Source organism: Micromonospora sp. DT47, assembly GCF_049844475.1.
In the GTDB taxonomy this organism is placed as follows: Bacteria; Actinomycetota; Actinomycetes; order Mycobacteriales; family Micromonosporaceae; genus Micromonospora.
Genome location: NZ_JBNCLC010000019.1, coordinates 64,925 through 83,704 on the forward strand (window position 1 = coordinate 64,925; position 18,780 = coordinate 83,704).

Sequence of the window (18,780 nt, forward strand, 5' to 3'; positions counted from 1 at the left end):
GACATGAAAGTGCCTCCTTACGCTCCGCCCCATGGTCACAGATGATGGTGTCGGTAACAAACCGTGCACCAAGGAGACATCTGATGATGACCCGTCCCGTCCCGTCCCGCTGGCCGGCGCTGCTCGTGCTCTGCGCCGGCAGCCTGATGATCATTCTGGACGGCACCGTCGTCGCGGTGGCGCTGCCGGCGATCCAGCGCGACCTCGGCTTCACCGCGACCGGCCTGGCCTGGGTGGTAAACGCCTACCTGGTCGCCTTCGGCGGGCTGCTGCTGCTCGCCGGGCGCCTCGGCGACCTGCTCGGCCGCCGGCAGGTCTTCCTCGCCGGCGTCGCGCTCTTCACTCTCGCCTCGCTGCTCTGCGCGGTGGCGACCGGGCCGGGGGTGCTGGTCGCCGCCCGCTTCCTCCAGGGCGTCGGCGGAGCGCTCACCATGGCGGTCAGCCTCGGCATGATCGTCCGGCTCTTCCCGGAACCGGCCGAGCGGGCCCGGGCCATCGCCGTCTTCAGCTTCACCGGGGCCGCCGGCGCCTCGCTCGGCATGCTCGCCGGGGGCGTGCTCACCGACCTCGCCGGCTGGCCGGCGATCTTTCTGATCAACCTGCCGATCGGGGTGGTGATCCTGCTGGCCGCCGTACGCCTGATCGGGGCCGACCGGGGCATCGGCCTGCGGGCCGGCCTGGATCTGATCGGCGCGGTGCTGGTCACCGCCGGACTGATGGCCGCCGTGGTGGCGATCGTCGGCACCGGTGAGCACGGCTGGACGTCGGCCCGCACGCTCGGCGCCGCCGCGCTCGCCGCTGTCCTGCTCGGCGGCTTCGCGCTGCGGCAGCGGGCGACCGCCACCCCGCTGTTGCCGCCGAGGGTGCTGCGCACCCCCGGCCTGGTGGCCGCCAACACGGTCCAGTTCCTCATGGTTTCCGCGTTCCTCGGCCTCCAGTTCCTGCTCGCAGTGGAACTCCAGGTGGTCCTCAAGCTCGACGCGGCGGCCACCGGGCTGGCCTTCCTGCCCGCTCCGCTGATGATTGGGGCGGTCTCGATCGGCCTCGCCGGCCGGCTGATGGCCCGGTACGGTGCCCGGGCCGTGCTGCTCACCGGGCTGGCGTTCGCCCTGGTCGCGTTCCTGCTGTTCGCCCGGCTACCGGCCGACGGCGGCTACCTGGCCGACGTGCTCCCCGCGATGCTGCTCTTCGGCCTCGCCGGTGGGCTGTCGCTGCCGGCCGTGACCACGCTGGCGATGGCCGGCGCCAGCGAGGCCGACGCCGGCCTGGCCTCCGGGCTGGTCAACACCACCCAGCAGGTGGGCGGCGCGCTCGGGGTGGCCGCGCTGGCCACCCTGGCCGCCACCCGCACCGACGGCCTGCGGGGGGCCGGCTGGACCGAGGTCGCCGCCCTCGCCGCCGGCTACCGGACCGCCTTCGCCGTGGCAGCCGCTTTGGTCACCGCGGCCCTGCTGGTCGCCCTGGCCACCCTGCGCCGCCGGTCGGCCGGACCGACGCCGGCGGAGGTCGGCGAGTCGGTCCCGGTGCGGGAGCCGGCCGGCGAACTGGCTCACTGACCGGGCGCGACGTCCGGCGCGGCGCGAGGACGGACCCCGCGTCGCGCCGGTCCGCGTCCGGCCTGCGGCCCGCGCTTCTGGTCCCGCGCCGTCCCCGGTCCGCGTCCGCGCTCGCGGCCCGCGCTTCTGGTCCCGCGCCGTCCCCGGCTCGAGCCGGCTGGTCTCGGCGGCCTCGGCGTGGGTCAGGGCCGATCAACGGCACGCAGCACCCGGACCAGCGCGTCGAGGGCCGCCGGATCGGCGTGCCGGCCGATCACCAGGAATGCCCGGCGACGCGATAGGCGTGCGAGGGACGTGCCTCATCTGCTCGGCATGCGCTCCTGAGCTGGGCAAACGCCTGTCGAGGCGGAGAAGCGCGGTCGACTTCGGCACGCATTCGGCACAGACGCCCGCCGCCGGCCGCTGATGGCCGGACACAGCCGGACACACGATGAAGGCCGCTGACCGGGTTCGCCCTGGTCAGCGGCCTTTTTGTGCTGCGCATCGGTCGTGCCCCCGGCAGGATTCGAACCTGCGCCACCGCCTCCGGAGGGCGGTGCTCTATCCCCTGAGCTACGGGGGCTCAGCGACCCGAGAAGAGTAGCAAACCCCTTCCGCGATCGCCGAATCGGTCTCCGGTGATCCACTCCGGGTCGGCGACATCTGCGTTGGCGGCGCCGCTGGGATGCCCCGTGTCGCCGACGGGGCGGCGTCGCGCCGCTGAAAAACCCCCCGGGTCGCCGACGTGGCGGTGTCGGCGACCCGGGGTGGATCAGGCGGTGGGAGCCGGGTCAGGCGGCGGCGAGGGCGCGGCCGCAGCTGGGCAGCGGGTGCAGCACGACGCGGCGGGGCAGCCGGCGCGGCCACTCGTTCTTCGGCCAGGAGCCGTCCACGATCACGTGCACCGTGCGCTCCTCGGCGCCGCTGAGCCGCAACACGAAGTCGCGGGGGAGCGGCGCGTCGACGCCGGGCGTGGTCACCATGAACCGGACCCGCCCCCGGGACGACACCGCCGAGATCACGTCCGCGGCCGGCATGGTGCCGCGCAGCCGTACCCGGCCGATCCAGTGGACCTCGGCGTCGTGCTCCTGGGCGGCCCGGATGATGGCCGGGTACTCGCTGCGTACCCAGCGCTCCACCGCGCCGACGCAGAGGCCGCAGGCGCGCTCCCGCGGCTCCCGCGGACCCAGCCCCCAGGCCCGCAGGTACGCCCCGACCGTGCCGGCGTCAATCGCCAGGTCGAACCGGCGCTGGATCAGCGTGGTGAGGCTCTGCCGCGTCCAGAGCTCCTCGTCCAGCCCGAACTCGTCGGGGTGGACGCCCCGCAGCGCGTCGATCAGTTCGAGTTCCTGTTCGCGGCTGAGCGTTCCCGACTCGCCCTGCCGGTGTCCGCGACGGATGGCTGCCACCGCTCCGTCACCGCCGATGGTGTGGCGCCGGCACCAGCTGGTGACCGAACGCCGCGCGTCTCTGAGTGCAACCCCCACGTCCTGCGCAACGAGCCCGAATCGCAACTGGTCACGATATGTGGGGAGAAAAGTCTCCAACGAGCGCAATGGGTCGGACGTCACAATAGTTATCAAACGGGCAAAAAGGAGGGCCGACGCACGGAGGCCCGCGTCCGCCGGAGCGGTACGCGGGCCTCGGGCCACGCCGGACGGCCGGTCAGCCGCCCAGGCGCTTGAGCGCGTTCTGCAGGTTGGTCAGATCCGTCTGCTGGGTGTTCTTCATGGTCCGCGCGACCTTGAGCACGTCGTCGTCGCCGCCGGCATCGAGGATGCCGTCGAGCATGTGGATCCCGCCGAGGTGGTGATTGATCATCATTCTCAGGAAGAGCACGTCCAGCTCCCGGCCCTGGGCGGCCCGCAGCTTGGCCATCTCCTCCGGGGTGGCCATGCCGGGCATCAGCCCGTTCCGCACCAGACCGGCGCCGTCCGGCATCCAGGCCATCCGCGGCGCGGAGCCGGTCGGGTCCAGCCCCCACGACCGCAGCCAGGTCTGCATGGTGCCGATCTCGCCCTGCTGGCCGCTGGCGATGTCGCCGCCGATCTGGCGCACCTCGGGGTCGGTGCCCCGCTGGAAGGCGATCAGCCCCATCTCCACCGCCTGCGCGTGGTGGCTGGTCATGTCCCGGGCGAAGCCCGCCTCGGCCGAGGTGTCACCCGGGCGGGTGAGGCTCGGCGTCAGCAGGCCGCCCGCGTACCCGAGGAGGAGGCCGACCACGACGGCGGCGGCCAGCGCGAGGACGCCGAACCGGCGCGCGGACCGCCGGTCGCCGTCGGCGGTGGCCGGGATCTCGTCGGGCGCGCTCTCCGTCATCGTGGGAGCGGTCATCGGCCGTCCTTACTGAGTGGGCTGCTGGGGCATGGCGCCCGCGTCACGCGGGGTGGTGCCGGTGGCGGTGATGCCCTCGCTGCAGGGCGCCGTCGGGCCCTCGACCGAGGCGTTCACCCGCAGCGTCTTGATGAAGTCGTCGATCCGGCCGTCGTCGGCGTTGTCGACCTTGAGCTGGTAGCCCCAGGCCTGCAGCGAGATCGCCTTGTCCAGCCCCTCGAACGGGCTGAGCATCAGCTTCTCCTGGCCCTGCACCTTGCTCTTGAGCTTCGCCACCTGGTCGGCCGGCAGGTCCGGACGGTAGGTCATCCAGACCGCGCCGTGCTCCAGGCTGTGCACCGCGTGCTCGCTGGCGATCGGGGCGTCGTAGACGTCACCCATGCAGTTCTGCCAGGCCGCGTTGTGCGGGCCGGCGACCGGCGGGTTCACGTCGTACTTGATCGGGCCCTGCTGGTGCTGGCCGCCCTGGACGAGCTTGGCGTCCTTCTCGCGGAAGTCGACGATGCCGTCGATGTCGGCGGCCCGCTTCTCCCACGGCTTGGAGCCCTGGAAGGCCGCGAACGCGCCGTAGCCGATGATCGACGCGGCGATCACGCCGACGGCGACGAAGAGCGCGATCGGGCCCCAGGAGCGGCCCTGGCTCACCTTGACCGGGGTGACCGGCTTGCGGGGGCCCTTGCCTCCCGAGGTCGGGCGGGGGGCGCCCGCCGACTTGCCGGCCCCGGGCTTGGCGCCGGACGCGGGCCGGCCAGCCGCCGGCTTCTTGCCGGTGCTGACCACGGTCGGACGGCGCTCAGGGCCGCCCGGGGTGCTGATGCTCATCGTGCCTCGTCAGGTCGGTCGGTCAGGGGATTGGCGGGCCGGGTGACGCGCAGGGTCGCCGCCGAATGCCCGAGTCTACCCCCGATAACATGGTTCGGTGACTCCTGCAGAACTCGCCGAGGTCGTCCTCTCCGCAGCCCACGCCGTCCTCACCGAGCGGGGCCTGGACCCCGCCGCGCTCCCGGCGCGCACGGCGGTGGAGCGACCGCGCAACCCGGAGCACGGCGACTACGCCTCCACGCTGGCGCTCCAGCTCAGCAAGAAGGTGGGCGTCCCGCCGCGGGAGCTGGCCACCGCGCTCGCCGAACAGCTCGGCCGGGCGCGCGGAATCAAGTCGGTGGAGATCGCCGGCCCCGGCTTCCTCAACATCCGGCTCGACGCGGCCGCCGCCGGCCAGCTCGCCCGGGTGATCGTCGAGGCCGGCCCGGAGTACGGCCGCAGCGACCGGCTCGCCGGCGAGAAGATCAACCTGGAGTTCGTCTCGGCGAACCCGACCGGCCCGGTGCACATCGGCGGGGTCCGCTGGGCGGCCGTCGGCGACGCGCTGAGCCGGCTGCTCCGGGCCGCCGGCGCTGAGGTCGGCACCGAGTACTACTTCAACGACGCCGGCTCCCAGATCGACCGGTTCGCCCGTTCGCTGCTCGCCGCCGCCAAGGGCGAGCCGGCGCCGGAGGACGGGTACGGCGGCGCGTACATCGCCGAGATCGCCGACGAGGTCCGCAACCGCCGCCCGGACGTGCTGGAGCTGGACGACGCCGCCGCAGAGGAGGTCTTCCGGGTCGAGGGCGTCGCGCTGATGTTCGACGAGATTCGCACCTCGCTGCGCCAGTTCGGGGTGGAGTTCGACACCTACTTCAACGAGAAGGACCTGCACGACCAGGGCGAGCTGGAGCTGGCCCTCAACCGGCTGCGTGAGCAGGGTCACCTGTTCGAGGCCGAGGGGGCGACCTGGCTGCGCACCACCGACTTCGGCGACGACAAGGACCGGGTGCTGCGCAAGTCCAACGGCGAGTGGACCTACTTCGCCGCCGACTGCGCCTACTACCTGGACAAGCGCGAGCGTGGCTTCGAGCGGGTCGTGATCATGCTGGGCGCCGACCACCACGGCTACATCGGCCGGATGAAGGCGATGGCCGCCTGCTTCGGCGACGACCCGGACCGCAACCTGGAGATCCTGATCGGCCAGCTGGTCAACCTGGTCCGCGACGGCGTCCCGGTGCGGATGAGCAAGCGGGCCGGCACCGTGGTCACCCTGGAGGACCTGGTCGACGCGATCGGCGTGGACGCGTCCCGCTACGCGCTGGCCCGCTACTCCAGCGACTCCCCGATCGACATCGACGTCGAGCGGTGGACCCGGGCCACCCGCGACAACCCGGTCTACTACGTCCAGTACGTCGCGGCCCGGACGGCCAGCGTCGGCCGCAACGCCGCCGAGACCGGGCTCGGCCGGGGCGACGCGGACGCCTTCCACCCCGAGCTGCTCGACCACGAGAAGGAGAACGAGCTGCTCAAGGCGCTCGCCGAGTTCCCCGCCGTGGTCGCCTCCGCCGCCGAGCTGCGCGAACCCCACCGGGTCGCCCGCTACCTGGAGGACCTGTCCGGGGCGTACCACCGGTTCTACGACAACTGCCGGATCCTGCCCCGGGGCGACGAGGAGGTCACCGACCTGCACCGGGCCCGGCTCTGGCTCAACGACGCCACCCGGACGGTGATCGCCAACGGCCTGCGGCTGCTCGGCGTGTCCGCCCCCGAGAGGATGTAACCACCCATGCGCGCTCACGAAGCCGGTGCCCTGCACGGCGACATCGGCACCCGGCCGGCCTGGCTGCGTACCCCGGGTGACGTCAACGCCCTGGTGCCGCAGCTGTGGCCGCGCAACGTCGTGCGGGCCGCGGACGGCGTGCTCGCCGTCGCGGGCCGCTCCGTCCGCGACATCGCCGCCGAGTTCGGCACCCCGTTGTACGTGCTCGACGAGGACGATCTGCGCTCGCGCTGCCGGGACTTCCGTGCCGCCTTCCCGGACGTCGACATCTACTACGCGGGCAAGGCGTTCCTCTGCCGGGCGGTGGTCCGGATGATCGCCGAGGAGGGCCTGCACCTCGACGTCTGCACCGGCGGCGAGCTGGCCACCGCGCTCTCGGCCGGGATGCCGGCGGAGCGGATCGGCTTCCACGGCAACAACAAGTCGGTGGCCGAGCTGACCCGGGCGCTGGACGCCGGGGTGGGACGGATCATCCTCGACTCGTTCACCGAGATCGACCGGCTCACCGCGCTGGCCCGCGAGCGCGGGGTACGCCCCGGTGTGCTGATCCGGGTCACCGTCGGCGTCGAGGCGCACACCCACGAGTTCATCGCCACCGCCCACGAGGACCAGAAGTTCGGCTTCTCGCTGGCCGGCGGGGCGGCCGCCGCGGCGGCGTTCAAGGTCATCGACGAGGGCGTGCTCGACCTGCGCGGCCTGCACTCGCACATCGGCTCGCAGATCTTCGACGCCAGCGGCTTCGAGGTCTCCGCCCGCCGGGTGCTCGCCCTGCAGGCGCAGATCCGCGACGCGCGCGGGGTGGAGCTGCCCGAGCTGGACCTGGGCGGCGGCTTCGGCATCGCGTACACCACCCAGGACGACCCGGCCTCGCCCCAGGAGCTGGCCAAGCGGCTGCGCAAGATCGTCGACTCGGAGTGTGCGGCCGAGCGGCTGGCCGTGCCGCACCTGTCGATCGAGCCGGGGCGGGCCATCGTCGGCCCGGCCGTGTTCACCCTCTACGAGGTCGGCACGGTCAAGGACGTCGACGGCATCCGGACGTACGTCAGCGTGGACGGCGGGATGAGCGACAACATCCGCACCGCGCTCTACGACGCCTCGTACTCGGCCACGGTGGCCAACCGGGCCTCGGCGGCCGAGCCGCTGCTCGCCCGCGTGGTGGGAAAGCACTGTGAGTCCGGGGACATCGTGGTGAAGGATGAATTCCTGCCCGCCGACGTGCAGCCCGGAGATCTTGTCGCGGTGCCCGGCACGGGCGCCTACTGCCGGAGCATGGCCAGCAACTACAACCACGTGCCCCGGCCCCCGGTCGTCGCGGTGTGCGACGGGCGGGCGCGCCTGATCGTCCGGCGGGAAACCGAAGAGGACCTGCTCGCATTGGATGTTGGATGACGTCACCTGTGCGTTTGGCGCTGCTCGGCTGCGGAACCGTGGGCAGCGAGGTGGTCCGGCTGCTGCACGAGCAGTCGGCCGACCTCGCCGCCCGGATCGGCGCTCCGCTGGAGATCGCCGGCATCGCCGTACGCCGGGTCGGCCGGGACCGCGGCGACCTGCCGGTCGACCCGGCGCTGTTCACCACCGACCCGCTCGGGCTGATCAAGCGCGACGACGTGGACGTGGTGGTCGAGGTGGTCGGTGGCATCGAGCCGGCGCGCGGCTGGCTGGTGGAGGCGCTGCGGGCCGGCAAGAGCGTGGTCACCGCCAACAAGGCGCTGCTCGCCGAGGACGGCGCGGCGCTGCACGACGCGGCCGCCGAGGGCGGCGCCGACCTCTACTACGAGGCGTCGGTGGCGGGGGCGATCCCGCTGCTGCGCCCGCTGCGCGAGTCGCTGCACGGGGACCGGATCAACCGGGTCACCGGCATCGTGAACGGCACCACCAACTTCATCCTCTCCGCGATGGACGCGACCGGCGCCGGCTTCGCCGAGGCGCTGGAGGAGGCCACCGAGCTGGGGTACGCCGAGGCGGACCCGACCGCCGACGTGGAGGGCTTCGACGCCGCCGCCAAGGCCGCCATCCTGGCCTCGCTGGCCTTCCACACCCGGGTGGGCGCCGCCGACGTGTACCGCGAGGGGATCACCGAGGTGACCGCCGCCGACGTGGCCAGCGCCAAGGCGATGGGCTGCACCATCAAGCTGCTCTGCATCGCCGCCCGGGGCACCGACGGCGCCGGCCGGGAGACGGTCAGCGTCCGGGTGCACCCGGCGATGATCCCGCTGACCCACCCGCTGGCCAGCGTCGGCGACGCGTTCAACGCGGTCTTCGTCGAGGCGGAGGCGGCCGGGCAGTTGATGTTCTACGGCCGGGGCGCCGGCGGCGCGCCGACCGCCAGCGCGGTCCTCGGCGACGTGGTGGCGGTCGCCCGCAACCGGCTCGCCGGGGCGCGGGCGGCCAGCGAGTCCGCGTACGCCGACCTGTCGGTGCGGCCGATGGGGGAGGCGCTGACCCGCTACCACATCAGCCTCGACGTGGCCGACCGTCCGGGTGTGCTGGAGGCGGTCGCCGGGGTCTTCGCCCGGCACGACGTCTCCATCGCCACCGTCCGGCAGGGTCCGGCGGGCGGCGGGCCGGCCGGCCGGGGCGAGGACGCCGACCTGGTCATCGTCACCCACGTCGCCCCGGACGCCGCGCTCGCCGCGACCGTACGCGAGCTGCGTGGGCTGGACATCGTCCGCTCGGTGGCCAGCGTGCTGCGGGTCGAGGGCGGGGCGTAACCCGGCGTCTCGCCTGGTGGTTAAGGGCAAGTGCGCCGGAGCCCGGTCCGGGAGGCTGGGCCACGCTGGAGGGGGCCCCGACGCGACCGGGGCGGCGGTAGAGGCGAGGAGAGCGACATGTGGCGGGGTCTGATCGAGACGTACCGGGACCGGCTGCCGGTCACCGACGCCACCCCCGTCGTCACCCTGCACGAGGGGAACACCCCGCTGCTGCCCGCGCCGGTGCTCTCCGCCCGGCTCGGCTGCGACGTGCACCTCAAGGTCGAGGGGGCCAACCCGACCGGCTCGTTCAAGGACCGCGGCATGACCGTCGCGGTCTCCAAGGCGGTCGAGGCCGGCGACAAGGCGATCATCTGCGCCTCCACCGGCAACACCAGCGCCTCCGCCGCGGCGTACGCGGCCCGGGCCGGGATCACCTGCGCGGTGCTGGTGCCGCAGGGCAAGATCGCGCTGGGCAAGCTGGCCCAGGCGCTGGTGCACGGCGCGAAGCTGCTCCAGGTGCAGGGCAACTTCGACGACTGCCTCGCGCTGGCCTCGAAGCTCGCCCAGGACTACCCGGTGGCCCTGGTCAACTCGGTCAACCCCGACCGGCTGCATGGCCAGAAGACGGCCGCCTTCGAGATCGTCGAGGCGCTCGGCGACGCCCCCGACATCCACTGCCTGCCGGTCGGCAACGCGGGCAACGTCTCCGCCTACTGGATGGGCTACTCCGAGGACCTGAGCCTCGGGAACGCCACGAAGGCCCCGAAGATGTACGGCTTCCAGGCCGCCGGGGCCGCGCCGATCGTCACCGGCCAGGTGGTGCACGAGCCGTCCACCATCGCCACCGCGATCCGGATCGGCAACCCGGCCAGCTGGACCAAGGCGGTCGACGCCCGGGACGCCTCGCAGGGGCTGATCGCCGCGGTCACCGACCGGGAGATCCTCTCGGCGTACCGGCTGCTCGCCCGCGAGGTGGGCGTCTTCGTCGAGCTGGCCAGCGCGGCCAGCGTGGCCGGGCTGCTCCAGCAGGCCGCGGCGGGCCGGATCCCGGCCGGCTCGACGGTCGTCTGCACGGTCACCGGGCACGGCCTCAAGGACCCGGAGTGGGCCATCTCCACCGCCCCGGCCCCGGTGACGATCGCCAACGACGCCCTGGCCGCCGCCCGCTGCCTCGACCTCGTCTGAGCGGCGCCGGCCCCCCGGGTGTCCCCGCCCGGCCGGCGGCACCCGGCGGGGGCGGGGGAGATCGGGTCGGGCACACTTTGCGTACCCCGTAGACCCTCTCCCAGGAGTGAGCCAAGCCGATGTCGCTGCTCGCCAGATCCAGTCTCGCCAACCGGGGGTTGGTCGCCCTCATCGCGGTGGTGACCGCGGTCTTCGGGGCGTTCGCCGTTCCCTCGCTGAAGCAACAGCTGCTGCCGTCGCTGGAGTTCCCGGGGGCGTTCGTCGTCGCGGTCTATCCCGGCGCCGCCCCCGAGATCGTCGAATCCCAGGTCACCGAGCCGATCGAGAACAGCATCCAGGGCATCCCCGGGCTGGAGAAGGTCACCTCCGTCTCGCGGGAGGGCTCGGCCACCGTCTCGGTGCAGTTCGAGTTCGGCACCGACATCGACGACGCGGCCAACAAGATGCAGACCGCGCTGAGCCGGATCGACGTGCAGCTGCCGGACGCGGTGGACCCCCAGGTCATCACCGGGAGCACCGACGACGTGCCGGCCGTGGTGCTGGCCGCCACCGGCGGCGGTGACGAGCGCGCGCTGGCCGAGAAGCTGCGCGCCACCGTCGTACCGGAACTGGAGGGGATCGACGGCGTCCGCACGGTCGCGGTGACCGGCACCCGCGACCAGGTCGTGACCATCACCCCGGACCCGGCGAAGTTCGCCGCGGCGAAGCTGGCGCCGACCGCGATCGGCGCCGCACTGAAGACCAACGGGATCGCCGTCCCGGCCGGCGCGCTCACCGACGGCGCCAAGACCCTTCCGGTGCAGGTCGGCACCCCGATCACCACCCTGGACGAGCTGCGCGGCATCGTGCTGACCCCGACCGCGCCGAAGGCGGCCCCGGTCCGCCTCGGTGACGTGGCCACCGTCGAGCAGCAGCCCGCCCCGGCCACCGCGATCACCCGCACCAACGGCACGGAGAGCATCGGCGTGGCGGTCACCGCCGCCGCGGACGGCAATGCGGTCCGCATCTCGCACGACATCCGGGACCGGCTCGCCGACCTGAAGTCCGCCTCCGGCGCCGAGCTGACCGTGGTCTTCGACCAGGCCCCGTTCGTCGAGCGGTCCATCGAGAGCCTGACCACCGAGGGCCTGCTCGGCCTGCTGATGGCGGTCGTGGTGATCCTGGTCTTCCTGCTGTCGGTGCGCTCCACCCTGGTCACCGCGGTCTCCATCCCGCTGTCGGTGGTGGTGGCGCTGCTCGCGCTCTGGGTCGGCGACTACTCGCTCAACCTGCTCACCCTCGGCGCGCTGACCATCGCGGTGGGCCGGGTGGTCGACGACTCGATCGTGGTGCTGGAGAACATCAAACGGCACCTGGAGTACGGCGAACCGAAGCGGGACGCGATCATCGTCGCGGTCCGCGAGGTGGCCGGCGCGGTGACCGCCTCCACTCTCACCACGGTCGCGGTGTTCGCGCCGATCGCGCTGGTCGGCGGCTTCGTCGGGCAGTTCTTCGCGCCGTTCGCGATCACCGTCACGGTCGCCCTGCTCGCCTCGCTGCTGGTCTCGCTGACCGTGATCCCGGTGCTGGCGTACTGGTTCCTCAAGCCGCGTGCGGCCGGCGCCGACAACGCCGCGACGCGCCGGGCCGCCGAGGAGAAGGAGCTGCGCAGCCCGTTGCAGCGGGCGTACCTGCCGACGATCGGCTTCGCCACCCGCTCCCGGGCCACCCGCTGGATCACCGTGGCGGTCGGGCTGCTGGTGCTGCTCGGCACCTTCGGGCTGTCCACGCAGTTGCAGACCAACTTCCTGGACGACTCCGGCCAGGACACCCTGAACATCAGCCAGAAGCTGCCCGCCGGCACCGGCCTGGCCGGCACCGACCAGGCGGCAAAGCGGGTCGAGGAGGTGCTGGGGCGGACCGACGGCGTCGAGACGTACCAGGTGACCGCCGGGGGCACCGATCGGCCGTGGGAGGGCGGTGGTGGCAACAACACCGCGAGCTGGTCGGTCGCGCTCGGCGGCGGCACCGACGCCAAGGAGATGAAGGAGGTCCTGCGGAAGGAGTTCGCCGCCCTCGGCCCCGAGGTCGGTGACCTCACCTTCGGGCAGGGGCAGGGCGACCAGCTGGAGGTGGTCGTCCAGGCCGCCGATCCGGAGGCGCTGAGCCGGGCCGCCGAGGAGGCCGAGGCCGCGATGACCGGCACGCCGGGGGTCGAGGACGTCCAGACCAGCCTGGCGGCGCGGGTGTCCCGGGTCGACGTCACCGTCGACCGGGTCGCCGCGGCCCGGGCCGGGCTCAGCGAGGCGGCCGTGGGGCAGCTGGTGGCCCAGGCGTACCGGGGCGCCCCGCTGGGGCAGGTGACCCTGGACGGCGGTCAGCAGGACGTGGTGCTGCGGACCTCGGCCACCCCGCCGCTGACGGTGGAGCAGCTGGGCGCCCTGCCGGTCGGTCCGGTGACCCTCGACGCGATCGCGGACGTCTCCGTGGGTGAGGGGCCGCAGCAGGTCACCCGGATCGACGGCGAGCGCAGCGTCTCGGTGACCGGCACGGCCACCAGCTCGAACCTCGGCGCGACCACCAAGGAGCTGCGCGAGCGGCTGGCCGACATCGACGTGCCCGGCGCGACGGTGACCGTCGGCGGGGCCAGCGCCCAGCAGGAGGACGCCTTCGGCGACCTGCGCCTCGCGGTGCTGGCGGCGATCGCCATCGTCTTCCTGATCATGGTGGCGACGTTCCGCCGCATCACCCAGGCGCTGATCCTGCTGGTCTCGATCCCGTTCGCCGCGACCGGCGCGATCGCGCTGCTGCTGGCCACCGGGACCCCGCTGGGCGTGCCGGCGCTGATCGGCGTGCTGATGCTGGTCGGCATCGTGGTGACCAACGCGATCGTGCTGCTGGACCTGATCAACCAGTACCGGGCCCAGGGGATGGGCGTGACCGAGGCGGTGGTCGAGGGCGGCCGGCGCCGGCTGCGGCCGATCCTGATGACCGCGGTCGCCACCATCTTCGCGCTGCTGCCGATGGCCTTCGGCCTCACCGGCGAGGGTGGTTTCATCTCCCAGCCGCTCGCGGTGGTGGTGATCGGCGGTCTGCTCAGCTCGACGCTGCTGACCCTGGTCCTGGTGCCGACGCTCTACACGATGGTGGAGCGCACCAAGGAGTCGCTGCGGGCCTGGCGCTCCGGCGGGTCGGCCCCGGCCGACGAGGCGCCGGCGGCCGAAGCGCCGGCCACCGCGGACCGGTCGGCCGCCGTGCCGGTCCCGACCCGGTCCGGGGGTACGGCCACCGACGGTGGGTCCTCCGTCGGGGAGCCACCGGCCCGCCCGGCGCCGTCGGCCGCCCTGCTGGACGGCACCGACCAGTTCGAGGTGCTGCGGCTGCCGAGGAGCCGCCGCTCGCCGTTGCCGCCGACCGAGTAGTCCCGATCGACGAGGCGCCCCCGGCCCGGTGACACACCGGCCGGGGGTGCGTCGTGTCGGCTCCCGGACAGCCGGTGCCGGCCCGTCGTGGCCGACTACTGTCGGCTGCGGATCACCTACTTCGGGTGATGAACCGGCGGGGGTGCGGATGGCGGACGTGGACGGCGGGCGGTGGGCCCGGCGCACTCTGCTGCGCCGGGGCGTCCTGGTCGCCGGGGGCGTCGCGGTCGGGGCCGCCGAGGGGGCCTGGCTCGCCGACCGGCATCGTCCGATCATCGCCGAGCTGCGGGACCGTGGCTACACCTTCGTCACCGTCTCCGCGCTGCTGCGACGGACCGCCGTGGCCCGGGGCGGCGAGTAAGGTTGCGGCACGTGTCGCCCACCCTCTCGGTCCTCACGGGCAACCGGAACTTCCGCAATCTCTTCCTGGCCGAGCTGGTGGTCTTCGGCGCCGACTGGTTCGTCATGGTGCCGCTGCTGGTGCTGCTGCCGAAGTTGACCGGCAGCGGGGTGTGGGGAGCCCTGGTGCTCGCCCTGGACACCGGCGTGGTGGCGTTGCTGCTGCCGTACACCGGCACCATCGCCGACCGGTTCGACCGCAAGAAGATCATGATGGTCGCCAACGGCGCCGCCCTGTTCGGCGTGCTGCTGCTGCTCGGTGTGCGTAGCGCCGACACGGCCTGGCTGGCGATGGTGGCGATCGCCGCGGTGGCGGTGGGCAAGGCGTTCTACTCGCCGGCCGCGCAGGCAGCCCTGCCCAACGTGCTCGATCCCGACGAACTGGCCGCCGGCAACGCGGTCGCGGGCTCCGCCTGGGGCACGATGACGGTGGTCGGCGCCTCGCTCGGCGGCGTGCTCAGCGCGGCCGCCGGGCCGTACGCCTGCTTCTGGGTCGGCGCGGTCGGCCTGGCGCTGGCGGCGGGCCTGGCCGCGCTGATCCGCCGCCCGTTGCAGGCGCCCCGGGAGGCCGACCGGCCGACGCCGCGCACCTGGGCGGCGATCCGTGAGGCGTTGGGCTACATCGGGCACCGGCCGCGGGTGCTGGCGCTGGTCACCGTGAAGTCCGCGGTCGGCCTCGGCAACGGCGTGCTGACCGTCTTCCCGCTGCTCGCCGGGGTGTACGGCGCCGGGGCGGTCGGGGCCGGCCTGCTCTTCGCGTCGCGCGGCGCGGGGGCGCTGGTCGGGCCGATCCTGATGCGCCGGGTGTTGACCAACCGGGCCTGGCTGCTGCCCGGACTGGCCCTGTCGATGTCCCTGTACGGCCTGGCCTACCTGGGCGTCTCGGTGGCCCACTGGTTCCCGCTGGTGCTGGTGTTGGTCTTCGTCGCCCACTTCGGTGGCGGCAGCAACTGGGTGCTGTCGAACTTCGCCCTGCAGGGCGAGGTGCCGGACCGGCTGCGCGGCCGGGTCTTCGCCACCGACATGATGCTGTCGACGCTGGCCATCTCGGTCAGCCAGCTCGTGGTCGCCGCGGTGGTGGACGTGGTGGACGAGCGGGTGGTGCTGGCCGGCTGCGGCCTGGTGACCCTGGTCTACGCGGTCGGCTGGCGGATCGCCACCCGGCGGCTGTCGCTGTTGGAGCCAACGGACACCCCACTAGCATAAGCCGGTGCCGATGACTTTCGCCTCCGGGCCGGTGCGGGTGACGGTGCCCGCCACCAGCGCCAACCTCGGTCCGGGTTTCGACGCCCTCGGGCTGGCCCTCGGGCTGCACGACGACGTGGCGGCCGAGGTGACCACCGGTGGCGTCCGGGTGGCGGTGACCGGCGAGGGCGCCGGCGAGCTGCCCGAGGACGACCGGCACCTGGTGGTCACCTCCATGCGGGCCACCTTCGACGTGCTCGGCGGGCAGCCGGCGGGGCTGGCGCTGGAGTGCGTCAACCGGATCCCGCAGGCCCGGGGCCTGGGCTCCTCCTCGGCGGCGATCGTCGCCGGGGTGCTGCTGGCCCGCGCCCTGGTCGCCGACGGCGAGCAGCGGCTCGACGACGAGGCGGCGCTGCGGTTGGCCGCCGAGATCGAGGGCCATCCGGACAATGTGGCTCCCTGCCTGCTCGGCGGCTTCACCCTGGCCTGGACGGAGCCCACCGGCGCCCGGGCGGTCTCGCTGGCGGTCGCCGAGGGCGTCCGGCCGACCGTCTTCGTGCCGAGGGAACGCGGTCTCACGGCGACCGCCCGGGCCGCGCTGCCGCCCACCGTGCCGCACGTCGACGCCGCGCTGACCGCCGGCCGGGCGGCGCTGCTGGTGCACGCGCTGACCGCCGAGCCGACATTGCTGCTGCCGGCCACCGTCGACCGGCTGCACCAGGACTACCGCGCGCCGGGCATGCCGGAGACGGCTGCCCTGGTCGGTGGGTTGCGTGAGGCCGGTGTGGCGGCCGTGGTCAGTGGGGCGGGGCCGACGGTGCTGGCGCTGACCGCGCCGCCGGCCGCCTTCGACCCGGGAACAGACTGGCAGGTCCTGCGGTTGCCGATAGAGGTGCACGGAGCCACCGTCGTACGGGGTAGACTGGGACACGCCGAGCGGGACCCTGTTGCCGCAGGTCGGAAGAGTTGATTACGCTCTAGACTTAGCACAGCCGCGAAGCATGCGATCTCTCTGCGGGTCGGCGCACCCCCGAAGCTCTCGGCGGTCAGCCCGTCACCCCTGCCAAGGCCCACGCCGCGCCGCAGTTTCCACAGGTCGCCGCAGACGGCGAGACCTGCTCACCGATGTTGGTGAGTCGGGAAACCGACCGGCTGCTGTGCCACAGACTCCCGCGACGCGTCAATGCGAGGCGGGTGCACCGAGGCCGCCCGGCCACCTGGTTCTTCGACTCCGGGCAGTCACGGCCTATCGAGGGAAGGAATCCATTGAGCGACACCACCGACGTGACGTCGGATGTTTCCAACGTCGCTGGCGATGCCACCACCGCCGCCCCCGCCCGCCGTCGGCGCAGCGGTACCGGCCTGTCGGCGAAGCTGCTGCCGGAGCTGCAGAGCCTGGCCGCGTCGCTCGGCATCTCCGGTACGGCTCGCATGCGCAAGGGCGAGCTGATCAGCGCGATCTCCGAGCGGCAGCAGGGTGGCGCAGCCACCGGCACCCCTCGACCGCGGGCCGAGGTCGCCGCCGCGGCCGCCCCCGCCCGTGAGGAGGTCCACGCCGAGGTACGCGAGGAGCGGGCCGCCGAGCAGGCGCCCACCGCTCCGGCCGCCGCCGGCGAGACCGAGGGTCGTACCCGGACCCGGCGCAGCCGGACCGCCGCGGCCGAGGCTCGGGCCCCCGAGGGTCGCGCCACCGAGGCGCGTACCGAGGAGACCCCGGCCGAGACCGGTGAGCGGGCCGACCGTACCGACCGCGGTGAGCGGGCCGAGCGCGGTGACCGTACCGAGCGTGGTGACCGTACCGAGCGCGGTGAGCGGGCCGAGCGCGGTGACCGTACCGAGCGCGGTGACCGTACCGAGCGCGGTGAGCGGGCCGAGCGTGGTGACCGTAACGACCGGGGCGAGCGCGGTGAGCGCAACGACCGGGGCGAGCGGGCCGAGCGGACCGAGCGCGGCGACCGGGGCGAGCGCGGTGACCGTAACGACCGTGGCGACCGTAACGACCGGGGCGAGCGGGCCGAGCGCGGCGACCGCAACGAGCGGGCCGACCGTAACGACCGTAACGACCGGGGCGTCCAGCGGGACAACGACGGGGACGACGACGGCGAGGGCGGCGGCCGGCGCGGCCGGCGCAGCCGGTTCCGGGACCGTCGCCGTGGCCGGGGCGACCGGGCCGAGGGCGGCAACGACGGTGGCGGCCGCGACAGTGGCGGCCGCGACGGTGGCGGCCGCGAGCCGCAGGTCAGCGAGGACGACGTGCTCGTCCCGGTGGCCGGCATCATCGACGTGCTCGACAACTACGCGTTCGTCCGGACCACCGGCTACCTGGCCGGCCCGAACGACGTCTACGTCTCGATGTCCCAGATCAAGAAGTACGGCCTGCGCCGGGGTGACGCGATCACCGGTGCGGTGCGGGCCGCCCGCGACAGTGGCGGCGAGCAGCGGCGCGACAAGTACAACCCGCTGGTCCGCCTGGACACCATCAACGGCATGGAGCCGGACGAGGCGAAGCGTCGTCCCGAGTTCTACAAGCTCACCCCGCTCTACCCGCAGGAGCGACTGCGGCTGGAGACCGAGCCGCACATCCTGACCACCCGGGTGATCGACCTGGTGATGCCGATCGGCAAGGGGCAGCGGGCGCTCATCGTGTCGCCGCCGAAGGCCGGTAAGACGATGGTGCTGCAGGCGATCGCGAACGCGATCACCCGCAACAACCCGGAGTGTCACCTGATGGTGGTGCTGGTGGACGAGCGGCCTGAAGAGGTCACCGACATGCAGCGTTCGGTGAAGGGCGAGGTCATCGCGGCCACGTTCGACCGTCCGCCGCAGGACCACACCACGATCGCCGAGCTGGCGATCGAGCGGGCGAAGCGGCTGGTCGAGCTGGGCCACGACGTGGTCGTGCTGCTCGACTCGGTGACCCGGCTCGGGCGCTCGTACAACCTGGCGGCGCCGGCCAGCGGCCGGATCATGTCGGGTGGTATCGACTCCACCGCGCTCTACCCGCCGAAGCGGTTCCTCGGTGCGGCCCGCAACATCGAGAACGGCGGCTCGCTGACCATCCTCGCCACCGCACTGGTGGAGACCGGGTCCATGGCGGACACGGTCATCTTCGAGGAGTTCAAGGGCACCGGTAACGCGGAGCTGAAGCTGGACCGGAAGATCGCCGACAAGCGGGTCTTCCCGGCGATCGACATCAACCCCTCCGGCACCCGCAAGGAGGAGGTCCTCTTCGCGCCGGAGGAGCTGGCGATCATCCACAAGCTCCGCAAGGTGCTGCACTCGCTGGACTCGCAGGCGGCGCTCGACCTGCTGCTGGACCGCCTCAAGCAGTCCCGCACCAACATCGAGTTCCTGATGCAGATCGCGAAGTCGACGCCGGGGGAGTGACCTCACCCGGGTGAGACCCCCGAAGGGCACGGCCGTCCGGCCGTGCCCTTCGTCGTCCCCGGGCTGGTGTCGTTCCC

Annotated in this window: 13 protein-coding genes and 1 tRNA gene; 10 read left to right on the forward strand and 4 right to left on the reverse strand. The window is 73.2% G+C overall.

The features are described from left to right. The first annotated feature begins 83 nt into the window (after positions 1 to 83). Positions 84 to 1,556 carry an MFS transporter gene (locus tag ACLQ2U_RS24280; protein WP_425753055.1) on the forward strand — a complete coding sequence of 491 codons (1,473 nt, stop codon included), beginning with the start codon at positions 84 to 86 and terminating at the stop codon, positions 1,554 to 1,556. 490 nt (positions 1,557 to 2,046) lie between these two features. Here ACLQ2U_RS24280 and ACLQ2U_RS24285 read toward each other — a convergent pair. From ACLQ2U_RS24285 to ACLQ2U_RS24300, 4 genes are all read right to left on the reverse strand, one after another. Next, positions 2,047 to 2,118 (reverse strand) — tRNA-Arg (locus ACLQ2U_RS24285). A gap of 208 nt (positions 2,119 to 2,326) precedes the next feature. Then, positions 2,327 to 3,022, reverse strand: coding sequence for a winged helix-turn-helix domain-containing protein (locus tag ACLQ2U_RS24290; protein ID WP_425753104.1), 696 nt, complete (start codon positions 3,020 to 3,022; stop codon positions 2,327 to 2,329). Positions 3,023 to 3,200: 178 nt separating this feature from the next. Beyond that, a complete protein-coding gene (locus ACLQ2U_RS24295) occupies positions 3,201 to 3,869 on the reverse strand; it encodes a DUF305 domain-containing protein (RefSeq protein ID WP_425753056.1) in 669 nt (222 codons plus the stop codon). A gap of 9 nt (positions 3,870 to 3,878) precedes the next feature. Beyond that, positions 3,879 to 4,691: a DUF3105 domain-containing protein gene (locus tag ACLQ2U_RS24300; protein WP_425753057.1), complete on the reverse strand. Its 813-nt coding sequence runs from the start codon at positions 4,689 to 4,691 to the stop codon at positions 3,879 to 3,881. A 97-nt stretch (positions 4,692 to 4,788) separates the two neighbouring features. Between ACLQ2U_RS24300 and argS the strand changes: the two genes are divergently transcribed. The 9 genes from argS to rho all read left to right on the forward strand — a co-directional run bounded on the left by argS (position 4,789) and on the right by rho (position 18,703). Beyond that, positions 4,789 to 6,453 carry an arginine--tRNA ligase gene (argS, locus tag ACLQ2U_RS24305; RefSeq protein ID WP_425753058.1) on the forward strand — a complete coding sequence of 555 codons (1,665 nt, stop codon included), beginning with the start codon at positions 4,789 to 4,791 and terminating at the stop codon, positions 6,451 to 6,453. A 6-nt stretch (positions 6,454 to 6,459) separates the two neighbouring features. Then, on the forward strand, positions 6,460 to 7,842 hold the full coding sequence (gene lysA / locus ACLQ2U_RS24310) for a diaminopimelate decarboxylase (RefSeq protein WP_425753059.1): 1,383 nt from the start codon (positions 6,460 to 6,462) through the stop codon (positions 7,840 to 7,842). A gap of 8 nt (positions 7,843 to 7,850) precedes the next feature. Next, positions 7,851 to 9,164, forward strand: a complete 1,314-nt coding sequence (locus ACLQ2U_RS24315) for a homoserine dehydrogenase (RefSeq protein ID WP_425753105.1) — start codon at positions 7,851 to 7,853, stop codon at positions 9,162 to 9,164. Positions 9,165 to 9,281: 117 nt separating this feature from the next. Next, the gene (gene thrC / locus ACLQ2U_RS24320) at positions 9,282 to 10,331 is read left to right on the forward strand and encodes a threonine synthase (protein ID WP_425753060.1); all 1,050 of its coding nucleotides are present in this window, start codon (positions 9,282 to 9,284) and stop codon (positions 10,329 to 10,331) included. A gap of 119 nt (positions 10,332 to 10,450) precedes the next feature. Beyond that, complete coding sequence (locus ACLQ2U_RS24325; protein ID WP_425753062.1) at positions 10,451 to 13,732, forward strand: efflux RND transporter permease subunit; 3,282 nt, start codon at positions 10,451 to 10,453, stop codon at positions 13,730 to 13,732. 148 nt (positions 13,733 to 13,880) lie between these two features. Continuing rightward, entirely contained in the window at positions 13,881 to 14,093 is a 213-nt protein-coding gene (locus tag ACLQ2U_RS24330) for a hypothetical protein (protein WP_425753063.1), read from the forward strand. An 11-nt stretch (positions 14,094 to 14,104) separates the two neighbouring features. Continuing rightward, positions 14,105 to 15,337, forward strand: a complete 1,233-nt coding sequence (locus ACLQ2U_RS24335) for an MFS transporter (RefSeq protein ID WP_425753064.1) — start codon at positions 14,105 to 14,107, stop codon at positions 15,335 to 15,337. 10 nt (positions 15,338 to 15,347) lie between these two features. Continuing rightward, positions 15,348 to 16,286, forward strand: coding sequence for a homoserine kinase (gene thrB, locus ACLQ2U_RS24340; RefSeq protein ID WP_425753106.1), 939 nt, complete (start codon positions 15,348 to 15,350; stop codon positions 16,284 to 16,286). A 296-nt stretch (positions 16,287 to 16,582) separates the two neighbouring features. Beyond that, positions 16,583 to 18,703, forward strand: coding sequence for a transcription termination factor Rho (rho, locus tag ACLQ2U_RS24345; protein WP_425753065.1), 2,121 nt, complete (start codon positions 16,583 to 16,585; stop codon positions 18,701 to 18,703). The last annotated feature ends 77 nt before the right edge of the window (positions 18,704 to 18,780 follow it).